The organism is Polynucleobacter sp. MWH-UH23A (assembly GCF_040409805.1).
In the GTDB taxonomy this organism is placed as follows: Bacteria; Pseudomonadota; Gammaproteobacteria; order Burkholderiales; family Burkholderiaceae; genus Polynucleobacter.
In genome coordinates this window covers 943,233-956,027 of sequence record NZ_CP099572.1, presented here as the reverse complement: position 1 = coordinate 956,027, position 12,795 = coordinate 943,233, and the positions used below count along the sequence as shown (strand labels likewise).

Sequence of the window (12,795 nt, the reverse complement as noted above, 5' to 3'; positions counted from 1 at the left end):
AGGCGATGATACCAACCCCACCCATTCCTCTGCAGAGCAGCACACCTCCTTGGAGTTCCTGGGAAAAATGGCTCCAATCCCCGCCTGGGCGCTACGTATTAGGCTGGGAGCAACAATGCCTAGACCAGATATTGGCTGACGTTTTTGGGTTTCATGCAGTGCAAATTGGGCTCCCGCAACTAAATAGCTTGCGAGAAAACCGCATGCCCATGCATGCCCTTCTAACCCACTCCAATGACAATCGCGAGTTAATCACACGATTTAATTGGCATCCAATCGAAGGAAGCTCCTCGGAGATGCCATTTGCCAATGAAAGTATTGATCTTATTGTGCTGCCTCATGTGTTGGAATTTGCTGCCGACCCCCACCAGATTTTGCGTGAAGTAGATCGGGTTTTACGCCCAGAGGGCCGCATCGTGATTTCTGGATTTAATCCCGCAAGCTTATGGGGGGGGAAACAATATCTCAGTCGCCTTACAGGCAACCCCTACCTTCCAAGAGATGGTCAATTTATTAGCCTAATCAGAATCAAGGACTGGCTACAACTCCTCAATTACTCACTAGATCGCGGTCACTTTGGTTGCTACAAATTTCCCCTGCACAGCGAATCAGCTATGGGCCGTATGGACTTTTTAGAGCGAATGGGAAACCGCTGGTGGCCAATATTTGGCGCTGTATTTATTGTTTCCGCTATTAAGCGGCATCAGGGCATCAGACTGATTGGACATGTTCAGAAAAGTCGCATCCCAAGCCTAACGCAATTAAGCCCAGCGGCAGAACGCAATAAACTGATGGCAATTCACGACTCCAGCACTGAACAATACTGATGAGCACTAAACCACACATCATCATCTATACCGATGGGGCCTGCAAAGGCAATCCCGGTCCTGGAGGCTGGGGTGCTGTATTAACGTCCGGTGAACATGAGAAGCATCTGCATGGAGGTGAAAAACTCACCACGAATAATCGGATGGAAATCAGCGCTGTAATCTTTGCTCTACGCGCGCTCAAGCAAAGAAGTTCAGTTGAACTTTGGACAGACTCCCAATATGTGCAAAAAGGTGTCACTGAGTGGCTTGAAGGCTGGAAAAAACGAGGCTGGAAGACAGCAAGCAAAGAACCGGTTAAAAATGCTGATCTATGGCAAGAATTGGACGCCCTTCTTCCAGATCATGAAATTTCCTGGCATTGGGTTAGGGGTCACAATGGCCACCCTGGGAACGAGTTGGCAGATGAGCTAGCCAATAAAGGCGTTGAAGAGTACCTGACATAGTAAAAAAACCCTCTTTTGAGCGCGTTTTTCGCACTCTTATGAGAGAATGGGCAAGCTTTAATGAACCCAAAATGGGTTTTTAATCCATATAAAACAAAGAAATACGAGACTGTGTCAAAAATTGAATCTACCCTGGATCGCTTGCTTGCCAAATTAGTCGGACTAAAAGGTTTTACTAAGGCTCGCCTATGCAGTCTTTGGGCGAAAGCAAGTCCATACGCGAGCAAGCTTAAAAAGCAGAATTTACACACGATCAAGACATTTGCAATTCAGTACAAATGGCGCATTCTATTGCTGCTGATTGTTCTGTATGCAGGATCCAAAGCGTTTGACTACTTTTTCCCAGCCGCGGATAAAGCAGGTGGTCCAGTTACTGTTACAACGATTGTTGTCGAGAAAAAAGATATTCCTCTCATCATTGAAGCAACTGGAACAATTGTCTCCAATAGCATCGTAGATATTCGTCCGATGGTTACAAATACAGTAGCCAAAGTAAATGTAAAAGACGGTCAAGAGGTTAAAGCGGGCGATTTACTCTTTACGCTGGATGATCGCAATGACAAGGCAAACTACGAAAAGCTCAAAGCGCTAGCCGACGATGCTCAGAAGCAGTATCTGCGTGCCAAAGAGCTAGTTGCGAAGAACTTTATCTCCAAAGCTGGTCTTGAGACCTCATACGCCAATGCCAAATCAGCAGAGGCGGCAGCCAAGGCAGCTGAAGTACAACTATCTTTTGATTACATTAAATCCCCAATCGATGGCCGTGCTGGCATAGTCAATGTATTCCCTGGCTCATTGGTTCAGGCTAGTAACGTAGTAACCACAGCAACCAGTTCAACAGCAACATCGAGTGTTGGCGCCATGGTTACCATCACCCAGCTAAATCCAATCAATGTTCAATTTGTTATTCCAGAAAAAGATATCCCAACGATTTTAGAAAATCAGCTAGACGGTGAACCACTTAAGGTCAAAGTTACCGTTGGCGACAGCAGTAAGAAGACTTATGAAGGCACCGTGCTAGTTGTTGATAACCAAGTTGACCCCTCTATAGCAGCAGTTCGAGTAAAAGCACAAATCCCCAATGAAGGCATGACATTGCTACCGGGTCAGTTTGCACGTGTTTCGCTAGTGGCTAGCGATCTCAAAGATGCTCTGTCTGTGCCATCACAAGCTGTAGTAATTAATCCTCGCGGCAAATTTGTATTTACCTTGGATAAAGATGGGAAGGCCAGCATGATCCCTATTAAGGTTATTTATGAGTACCAAGGGTCTTCGGTTATCACCGGTATTCAGGCTGGCGATAAGGTAGTTGTAGAGGGTAAGCAGAACTTACGTCCTGGTGGTAAAACTCGTGAATCAAAGAGCGCACCTGCAACAGCACCAGTAGCTCAGCCAACACCCACGTCTCCTGTAGATAAAAAATGACCTTATCTGAGTTATGTATACGCCGCCCCGTGATGACGGTGTTGCTCTCTATTGCAACCATCATTGCTGGTACTGTTGCCTATCTCAAAATTCCTGTTGCGGCACTTCCAAGCTTTAACTCCCCAATCATCTCAGTCAGCGCCTCACTACCGGGAGCTTCACCTGAGAATATGGCATCCTCTGTTGCGTTACCTCTAGAAAAAGAGTTTTCCACCATTGATGGCATTTCGGTAATTAGTTCTACCAACTTTCTTGGTAGCACAAGCATTACTTTGGAATTTAATAATGATCGTGATATTGATAAGGCTGCTGTAGATGTTCAGGCTGCACTCCTTCGTGCACAAAAGCGCTTACCAATTGAAATGACGATTCCACCGTCATACCGCAAAGTCAACCCCGCGGACACCCCAGTATTAATTGTTCGTTTGAGCTCGCCCTCGGTCAATTTATCTGACCTGAATGCCTATGCAGAAAACCTACTTTCCCCAAATATCTCGACCATTAGCGGTGTCGCACAAGTTCTTGTCTATGGCGCAAAACGCTACGCAGTTCGCGTACGAATTCATCCAGATGCCTTAGCTAATCGCAATCTCACCATGGATGATGTAGCTGTTGCCATCAACAAAGCTAACTCAAATAGTCCAGTAGGCGTATTAGATGGTCCTCGTCAATCCATCACCATCTACGCCAACCCCCAACTAGTTCGCCCTGAAGAATTTGGCAATCTCATCATCAGCCAAAAAAATGGTCTGCCTATTTACCTTAAAGATGTCGCAGACGTCATGGAGAGCTACGAGGATGTTAAAACACTCGCCTCTGCAAATGGCGAGCGCTCAATTGCAATAGCGATCTTGCGACAGCCAAGCGCTAATACTGTTGAAGTTGTTAAGTCGGTGAAGGAGTTACTCCCTCAGTTACAAAAACAAATGCCAGAGTCAATCAAGCTGCAATTTGTAAACGATAGATCTCTTTCGATTATTGAGGCGATTCATGATGTCAATTACACGCTAGCATTAACTGTCTTGTTAGTTGTGTTGGTTATTTTTTTATTTCTTAAGCACGTTTCCGCCACCATCATTCCTTCAATTAGCCTGCCAATTTCCTTGATTGGCGCATTTTTCTTGCTGTATTTCTTGGGTTACAGCTTAGACAACATATCCTTGCTAGGCATTACCCTAGCAGTGGGCTTAGTGGTAGATGACGCGATTGTGGTGCTAGAGAACATCATGCGCTATGTTGAAGAAGGTATGGATCCTCTTAAGGCCTCCCTCAAAGGCAGTAAAGAAGTGGGTTTCACGATTATCTCCATCTCCATATCGCTTGTAGCAGTGTTCATCCCTCTTTTCTTCATGGCGGGGCCTATCGGTCTGCTCTTTAGAGAATTTGCAGTAGTGGTATCACTCTCGATTTTGGTATCAGCCGTCGTTTCTCTCACTGTTGTTCCAATGCTCTGCAGCCGCTTCTTACCAAAGCCCGGTCAGCACGCAAAGGAATATGAAATCAACAAGAAATTTGATCGCGTATTTGAATGGATGCTCAAAACCTACATTCATTATTTAGACCTAGCTTTAGCGAATCGTAAAAAGGTCTTATGGGGTGCCGCATCAACTTTTGTGATCACGGTTGTATTGTTTGTAAGCAGCCCAAAAGGTTTCTTTCCCGAAGAAGATATTGGTCAAATCTTGGCAACGACAGAAGCTTCTGAGGATATTTCTTTTAGGGCAATGCTTGCATTGCAAGATAAAGCGGCTGAACTGGTAAGCACTGATCCTAATGTTGCCAGCTCCATCTCCGTCGTCGGTGGCGGCGCAAGTTCTGGAACCAATACTGGACGTATCTTCATCCTACTCAAGGACAAAGCGGAACGTCAAAAAATGTCCAAAGTCATGGAAGGGTTGCGTGCAAAGTTCAAAGAGATTCCTGGTTTACAGGTGTATATGCGACCTGTGCAAAATTTACAGTTAGGCGGTAAGAGCAGTAAATCTCGTTATCAATTTATTTTGCAAAGTGTTGGTTTTGACGGTGTCAATGAATGGGCGGATAAGCTCATGCAAAAAATGCGTGCCGATCCGATGTTCAGAGACGTTACCAGTGACTCGCAGCTCAAGGGCTTGAATGTCAAGATTGATATCAATCGCGAGAAAGCTGCTAGTGCTGGTGTATCGATTGCCGACATCCGTACTGCCTTGTATACAGCCTATGGCGAGAAGCAGGTTTCCACCATCTATACTCCTGTGAATACCTACTATGTGATTCTTGAGGCTTCTGAAGATGATCGCCAATTCGAGACAGATCTGAATAAGATTTTTGTGCGGGGTCGCGCTACCGATAAGTTAATTCCTTTATCAAGCTTAGCCACCTTTAATCGATCAATTGGTCCAACAGCAGTAAATCACCAGGGTCAAATCCCAGCGGTAACCCTATCGTTTAACTTGGCACCCGATGTCTTCTTGGGTGATGCCACTAAAAAAATTGAGCAATACACCAAGCAAATAGATCTTCCTCCATCCATCATTACTAGCTATGGCGGCGATGCTGCTGTATTTAAGAGTAACCAATCCGGTCAGTTAATTTTGATCTTTGCCGCTTTAGGAGTGATCTACATCTTACTTGGAGTGCTTTACGAGAGTTATATCCATCCATTAACCATTTTGGCTGGATTGCCCTCTGCGGCGATTGGAGCAATTGTCTCGCTAAGACTTTTTGGTTTTGAGTTAACTATCGTTGCATCCATCGGCATCTTGCTATTGATTGGTATTGTGAAAAAGAATGCGATCTTGATGATTGACTTTGCTCTTGATGCGCAACGTAATCAAAATATGACTCCAGAGAAGGCTATTCGAGAGGCTTGCATTTTACGTTTCAGGCCTATCATGATGACCACATTTGCTGCTTTAATGGGTGCCCTGCCAATTGCATTGGGAATCGGAGCTGGCGCTGAATTACGGCAGCCGCTTGGTATTAGCGTTGCTGGCGGCTTGATCTTTTCTCAATTTGTCACACTGATCATTACGCCAGTGATCTATCTATACCTTGATAAGTATGCTGGTAATGGACCAATGGATATTCCAGCCTCCGTGCTCGAGGGAACCTGATGCGCCAAGTTATTCTAGATACCGAGACAACGGGATTAAGTCATGCGACGGGTGATCGCATCATTGAGATTGGTTGTGTTGAAGTCATTGATCGTCGACTGACTGACCGTACTTTTCACTACTACATTAATCCTGAGCGTGATATTGATGCCGGGGCTTTTGCTGTCCATGGACTTTCTAGAGAGTTTCTCTCTGACAAACCTGTATTTGCCAATATCGTAGAGGAGTTAATTGAGTTTGTGGACGGTGCTGAGATAGTTATTCATAATGCTGCCTTCGACTTAGGCTTTCTAGATAATGAATTTGCTCTCTTAAAGCGCCCTCCATTTCGAGGCTTAGCCTCAAAAATTACCGACACGCTACTCGATGCGCGTCAAATGTTTCCGGGCAAAAGAAACTCTTTGGATGCCCTTTGCGATCGATTCTCAATTAGCAATGAGCATCGCACGCTTCACGGAGCACTGTTAGACGCCCAGCTATTGGCAGAAGTCTATATAGCCATGACAAGAGGTCAAGAAGACCTCTCAATTGATTTAATTGACTACACGGCAAATAACGAAGAGATAGAGGCTAGCTCTAAAACCTTACCCACCAAGCTCAAACTGATAACCGCAAGCACTGATGAAATAGAACAGCATGAAAAGATCCTGACGGAAATTGCTAAGTCCAGTAAAAAGGATCCTGTTTGGAACTCCTCAAGTCTTTCTAGCTAGACTTTGTCAAATCTAAATAGATCTGCTCGAGATCTTGAACATATTGTTTTGAATTAAATAGTGGCGCCGTGAAGCGATTAGCCTCAAGCCTATTACGAATAGCAATTAGTTTCTCCGGTTTTTTTGCTAATTCGACCGCTTTGGAAATGTATTCTTCTTGACTGGCGACAATCAACTCAGTCATGCCGATTGCAGTGAGTTGACTTGCAGCTACTCTGGCTGCAAATGTATTACCAATTTGAGTTAATACGGGCACCCCAGACCACAATGCATCTGCTGCAGTTGTGTGCGCATTATAGTTATTTGTATCCAAAAAAAGGTCTGCAAGACGCAATCTATTAAGGTGCGAAACTCTAGATGGAACGCGACTAGCAAATACTATTCTACCGGGGTCGATTCCATGATGCGCTGCTTGAGACTGCAAATTATTAATGGCTATTGACGAGGGTTTTGATAACCACAAGACACTACCATCTATGGAGGCAAGTATCTTCATCCAATTCCCAAATATTTCATGATTAATTTTGAATGCATTATTAAAGCATGCGAATACAAAACCTTTTTCAGGTAAGTTCTCATCATCACGCGAAGGTAGTAAACCAAACTCGTCAGGATGAATGCTGGAATCGGCAGGAAAAAAGGAGTTTGGAAGATAGTAGATTTTTTCAGAATAATACTCTCTAGAACTCGGTGGAATCACGACCGAATCAGCTATTAACGCATCGTAACATTTGGCACCAGTTGTGCCAGCAAAACCTAGATAATTAACCTGAATTTGCGCGAGACCTTGAGCAAAAAGAGCGGTTCTAGCGCCGGAAGTATGGCCATTTAAATCGATTGCAATATCAATAGGGTCTGCCGTCAGTAATTCATAAACTGCTTTATCTGCCATACCAAATAAATCATATGTTTTATCAAAATGGGATTTTAGATTAATCTCAACAGGGTCACTTGTTGTTCTGTTAAGAAAATAGCCAATAATTTCAAATTTATCTCGATTATGATTTTTGACAATACCCTCCATAAGCAGCCCGACAGGGTGATCCTTAAAGTCAGATGAAAAGTACCCTAACTTAATTTTCTTGACTTTATCAGTTCGAACTGGGGGGTTAAAAATATATGAGCCAAATTTGTCAGTCATATAAATTTCGGAGCATAATTTTTGAATTTTGGGATTAGTTGAAGCATAAAGGGATACAAATGGAACTGAGGCTGGCAGCCCCCCCTCCGTGATCTTTTGCGGCAGACCATCTAAGCTCGGCTCCAGAGAATCCCATATACAAAAATTTGATTTGGCTGCCAACAATTGCCCATAAAGATAAGGGTGTGATGGCTTAAGAAAATACGCTTTTTCATAGCAATAAAAAGATTCCTCTATCCTATTTAGCTCGAGAAGGACGTTGCCTTTATTTGCCCATGCTTCAGCATAATTCGAATTCAATAATATGGCTTTTTCATGAGCGTTCAGCGCAGCATTCAGGGATCCCAAATCAAAAAGGGCGTTTCCATAATTTGTCCATGCCTCTGGAAAATTTTGATTCAGTGACAGAGCTTTTTGAAAATTTGCTATTGCTTCATTGGTCATTCTCATAGAAGCATAAAGATTTCCGCGATTTGACCAAGCTAAAAAGTAATTATCTTGCAAGTCAATAGCCTTGTTATATGAGGACATTGCCCTGTCAAACTGTTTCAGTTTTGCATATGAAGTCCCCATGTCTGTCAAAATTTGGGCGTTATTGGGAATTAAGCGATTTAATTTTTCATAAGTCCTCGTAGCATCTGTAAAGAGATTGGCGCCATGTTGAGCCTTGGCAAGATTATTAAGTAACTCAGGATTTTTCGGATCCAATACGGCAGCCTTAGAAAATGACTCTACAGACTCAGCCACCTTTCCCTGCATAGCCATCGCAAGACCTTGAACCTGCAAGGCAACAAGATCTTTAGGATTTAAGCGCAAGATTGAACGAGCAATCCGCTCCGCGGATTCAAGGTGCTGAGCCTGAAACTCCTGCATCATCTGTTGGAGCAAGGGTGCGTATGGCTGTGCCATGTCTATTTAAAAAAATAAATTAAATTGCTGCAGTAATAGCCTTACCGAGATCATCGGTCTTTGCAGTACCACCGAGATCGGGTGTTAAGGGAGCGTGCGCAGGCCCAGCCGCTAAAACTTTTTCAATTGCAGAGAAGATGGCATTTCCAGCTTCTGGGTAGCCCAAGTGATCGAGCATCATCGCCCCGCTCCAAATCTGCCCAATCGGATTAGCAATCATCTTGCCGTAAATATCTGGTGCTGAACCATGCACCGGCTCAAATAGCGACGGAAATTTACCCTCTGGATTAATACTTCCGGACGGAGCTACTGCAATAGTGCCAGTACAGGCAGGCCCTAAGTCAGAGAGGATGTCTCCAAATAGATTGCTTGCAACAACCACATCGAAACGATCTGGATTCATGACGAAATGAGCTGCCAAGATATCAATATGATATTTGTCTGTTCTGACTTCACCAAATTTCTTAGACATGGCTTCAACGCGCTCATCCCAATAAGGCATCGTAATTGCAATACCATTCGACTTTGTGGCCGAAGTTAAATGCTTCTTTGGGCGACTCTGCGCAAGATCAAAAGCGAACTGCAAAATGCGATCTACACCCTGTCTTGTGAAAATCGACTCTTGAATTACAAATTCGCGATCAGTGTCTGGGAACATTTTTCCACCAACGCTGGAATATTCACCTTCTGTATTTTCACGCACAACAAAGAAATCGATGTCACCAGGCTTGCGATTCGCTAGTGGGCATGGAACACCCGGCAGCAAGCGTACTGGTCGCAAATTAACATATTGATCAAATCCGCGACGGAATTGAATCAAGCTGCCCCATAATGAAACGTGATCAGGCAAGATATCTGGCATACCAACAGCACCAAAGAAAATGGCGTCGTATTTCATTAAAGTATCAAACCAGTCATCCGGCAGCATTTTGCCGTGCTTAAGATAGTAATCACAACTTGCAAAATTAAAATGATCAAACTGCATACCAATACCAAACTTGCGATTTGCAGCCTCTAAAGCACGAACGCCCTCTGGAATTACTTCTTTACCAATGCCGTCACCTGGAATAACAGCAATCTTAGGATTTTTGAATATTTTCTTAGTATTCATGGGGGATGTAGTCTCAAATAGTGTTTTTGTAGATTCAAGATTCGATTTTAACTTTTTTAAGGCTAGCTAATTGCACGACGGATTTCATCAGGAGGAGCCTTTCTACCCTTTCCAACACTCTCGGAATCATTTTCTGCAGTATTTTCAATTGTTTCAGGTACTTCCTCTTGCATACGGATATTGTCTTTTGGGCAGATTGGAGCGCCATAACTGGCCCACTTTTTTAATAAAGTCACTTCATAACCGCACTGACCGCACTTGGCCTTACTTCTACTTGCATTGCTGGGTCTGGGTGGCGGAAACACAATTGCATGATGTGGATACGGTCCAAGTTCCTGACTAATCATCATCAACTTCACCGTGAGCTCTTCTGTAGCATGCGCCATACGAGCCGGACCTTCCAATCCAACGGTTTGAGCTATTCCCTTGAAATCCTCCCCATGCCCGCTAAAACAATCGTCTACCGCATGACATAACTCATGCACCAAAGTATCTAGCAACTGAACTGGATCATCGAGTTTTGGCGATATAAAAATCTCATTTACACCACCGCCGGATCGCTCACGAGGCCAACACTGACCTAAGGTTGTTCTTGGACTACTTGATGCTGGAAAACCACATGAAACTCTTACAGGAGGAATGGCATAACCCGCTTTTGAAAATATTGGCTCTAAGTGCCTTACGGCATCTTCAAGCCAAGCTTCACGTACAGAATGTTGCTTCATTTAAAAATAGTAAGTTAAGAAAAATTGGAGAGAAAACAGCAGGAAATTGCGATCATACGCTACCAAAAGTAGAATACCTTAATGAAAGATCTTGAAAGTCTAAGTGCATCCCAAGCTGCTAAGAAGCTAGCCAAACGGGAGATTAGAGCAACCGATTTGCTGCTAGCCTGCTTAGATCGTATTGGGCAACGCGAAAGCGTTCTGAAGGCATGGGTTAGCTTGGGCAAAGAAAACGCCCTAGCCCGCGCTAGAACCCTAGACAAGGGTGCTATTAAGGGCCTGTTACATGGTCTACCTATAGGCATAAAAGACTTGTTTGATACCCACGATCTACCCACCAGTTATGGGTCACCCATCTATGCCAACAACTACCCCAGCACTGATGCTGTATCTGTAGCTCTGATGCGCCAATCCGGCGGCATCGTTCTTGGAAAGACTGTTACAACAGAATTTGCCTCATTTAAGAGCGGACCAACTACAAACCCACATCACTCTCAACATACGCCTGGTGGATCTTCAAGTGGATCTGCGGCTGCAGTGGCCGATTTTATGGTCCCAATTACTACCGGCAGTCAAACTGCGGGATCAATTATTCGCCCAGCATCATTCTGCGGGGTTGTGGGCTACAAACCTAGCTATGGGAAAATTAGCACCGCAGGCGTCAAGAGTCTGGCCCCATCACTTGATACGCTTGGTTGTTTTGGTCGAACTGTGGAGGATGTAGCGCTTGGGGTGGCGGCGATGAGCGGCGATCATGATCTTGCCAAAATGATTGATCTTCACAATAAACCACGCATTGGGATTTACAAAACACCCGAATGGCAATATGCCAGCCCAGAGACACGTGGGGCACTAGCACTTGCTCGCTTTAGTGCTGAATCATTTGCAAGAGGTAAAGTGAGTGACATTGAACTCCCCGCCGAGCTTCAACATCTAACTCAAATACAAACACGCATCATGCTTAGCGAAATGTCGCGAAGCCTTGCTTTTGAAAGGATGCAGTTTTCTAAGAAACTCAGCACGATGATTGCATCGCAGATTAATCAGGGTGCCTCCATTGAATATACTCAATACAAACGCGACTTACTTCAAGCTCATGTAGCCCGAAAAGCCATACAGCGTTTATTCAATGAAAGTGTCGATTTAATCATTACGCCTAGTGCCATCGGTGAAGCACCATTGATAAAGGAAGGGACTGGCGACCCTCTATTTTGTCGGGCCTGGACTTTATTAGGTCTACCCTGCATTAATCTCAATGTCTCAAGCGGACCCAATGGACTTCCAATTGGAGTGCAGCTCATCGCCGCTTACGGACAGGATCAATTTCTATTGAGTGTCGCTCGAGCGTTTGCGCTTGCATTACCTGATCCCGTTTTACGAGATCAGGCATAAGGCATTTATTAATCTAAAGTGATGTTTGCGGATTTAATTACCTTATTCCAGTAAGGCAATTCTTTCTTCACAAGCGCTTCAGTAGCAACAGGGTTTTGATAACGTAACTCAACACCTGCTGCGTCTGCTCGTTCTTTCACCTCTGGCAAAGCAAGACTCTTTTTAACAGACTCTGTTAGCTTAGAAACAACAGGCGCTGGAGTGCCTGCTGGTGCAAATAGGCCGACCCACGATTCCAGTTGGAAAGATGGGAGGCCTGCTTCTGCAGTAGTGGGTACATTGGGCATACCAGGATGACGATTTTTACCAGTCACCGCCAAGCCTTTTAACTTTCCGCTTTGAATGTGTTGCATTAATGAAGGCGGGGTAGAGATGAATACTTGGACTTGGCCAGCTAAAACATCCTGAATTGCGGGACCGGACCCCTTGTATGGAACATGAACCATATCCACACCTGTAGTCTGCTTGAACATCTCAGTACCGATATGAGATACGGAGCCATTTCCCTGGGAAGCGTAATTTAATTTGCCAGGATTTGCTTTTGCATAGGCTATGAACTCTTTAAGATTATTCACGGGAACTGATGGATGCACTGCTATCACATTGGTCGATACAGTAAGTAACGCAATCGGAGAGTAATCTTTGATTGGATCCCATGGTAATTTATCCATTAAGGCAGGATTGCCAACGTGATATCCAGAATAAGAAATTAATAAGGTATATCCATCTGGCTTTGCTTTAGCAACATATTGATAGGCCGTATTACCGCTAGCTCCAGGTTTATTGTCAACCACGACTGGCTGCCCAATTACGCGAGTCAGCGGCTCGCTTAGTAAGCGAGCTGAAGTATCAACTAAGCCACCTGGTGGATTTGGAACCACTAAAACAATTGGGCGATCTGGATAAGACTGAGCAACAGCAATATTTATAAATGCCATCAGACCCACAATTAAGGACTTTGTTGCAATCGAAAATGCTTTCATTTCATCTCCACGGAAATTCATTGAATTA

At 44.3% G+C, this 12,795-nt stretch carries 10 protein-coding genes; 6 read left to right on the top strand and 4 right to left on the bottom strand.

The annotated features are described in order from the left end of the window. Positions 1-5: 5 nt before the first annotated feature. From NHB35_RS05030 to dnaQ, 5 genes are read left to right on the top strand one after another with little or no spacing between them, the layout of a single operon-like run. Positions 6-827: a class I SAM-dependent methyltransferase gene (locus NHB35_RS05030; RefSeq protein WP_353433288.1), complete on the top strand. Its 822-nt coding sequence runs from the start codon at positions 6-8 to the stop codon at positions 825-827. Next, a complete protein-coding gene (gene rnhA / locus NHB35_RS05025; protein ID WP_353433287.1) occupies positions 827-1,273 on the top strand; it encodes a ribonuclease HI in 447 nt (148 codons plus the stop codon). Before NHB35_RS05030 ends, rnhA begins: the two co-directional genes overlap by 1 nt. Positions 1,274-1,333: 60 nt before the next feature. Next, positions 1,334-2,698, top strand: a complete 1,365-nt coding sequence (locus tag NHB35_RS05020) for an efflux RND transporter periplasmic adaptor subunit (RefSeq protein WP_353433286.1) — start codon at positions 1,334-1,336, stop codon at positions 2,696-2,698. Next, complete coding sequence (locus NHB35_RS05015) at positions 2,695-5,793, top strand: efflux RND transporter permease subunit (protein WP_353433285.1); 3,099 nt, start codon at positions 2,695-2,697, stop codon at positions 5,791-5,793. The genes NHB35_RS05020 and NHB35_RS05015 overlap by 4 nt, the downstream gene beginning before the upstream one ends. After that, the gene (gene dnaQ, locus NHB35_RS05010; protein ID WP_353433284.1) at positions 5,793-6,506 is read left to right on the top strand and encodes a DNA polymerase III subunit epsilon; all 714 of its coding nucleotides are present in this window, start codon (positions 5,793-5,795) and stop codon (positions 6,504-6,506) included. The genes NHB35_RS05015 and dnaQ overlap by 1 nt, the downstream gene beginning before the upstream one ends. Here the strand turns inward: dnaQ and NHB35_RS05005 are convergent. The 3 genes from NHB35_RS05005 to NHB35_RS04995 form a co-directional block, all read right to left on the bottom strand. Next, on the bottom strand, positions 6,499-8,463 hold the full coding sequence (locus NHB35_RS05005) for a tetratricopeptide repeat protein (protein WP_353433283.1): 1,965 nt from the start codon (positions 8,461-8,463) through the stop codon (positions 6,499-6,501). The genes dnaQ and NHB35_RS05005 overlap by 8 nt on opposite strands. A gap of 112 nt (positions 8,464-8,575) precedes the next feature. Beyond that, positions 8,576-9,667 carry a tartrate dehydrogenase gene (locus tag NHB35_RS05000; protein ID WP_353433282.1) on the bottom strand — a complete coding sequence of 364 codons (1,092 nt, stop codon included), beginning with the start codon at positions 9,665-9,667 and terminating at the stop codon, positions 8,576-8,578. 62 nt (positions 9,668-9,729) lie between these two features. Further along, the gene (locus tag NHB35_RS04995; protein ID WP_353433281.1) at positions 9,730-10,392 is read right to left on the bottom strand and encodes a SprT family zinc-dependent metalloprotease; all 663 of its coding nucleotides are present in this window, start codon (positions 10,390-10,392) and stop codon (positions 9,730-9,732) included. A gap of 81 nt (positions 10,393-10,473) precedes the next feature. Here NHB35_RS04995 and NHB35_RS04990 point away from each other — a divergent pair, with 81 nt between their 5' ends. Continuing rightward, positions 10,474-11,784 (top strand): amidase, encoded by a 1,311-nt coding sequence (locus tag NHB35_RS04990; RefSeq protein WP_353433280.1) that lies wholly within the window; start codon positions 10,474-10,476, stop codon positions 11,782-11,784. A gap of 8 nt (positions 11,785-11,792) precedes the next feature. On the opposite strand, the gene NHB35_RS04985 is transcribed toward NHB35_RS04990, so the two are convergent. Beyond that, a complete protein-coding gene (locus NHB35_RS04985) occupies positions 11,793-12,788 on the bottom strand; it encodes a tripartite tricarboxylate transporter substrate binding protein (RefSeq protein ID WP_353433279.1) in 996 nt (331 codons plus the stop codon). Positions 12,789-12,795: the final 7 nt, after the last annotated feature.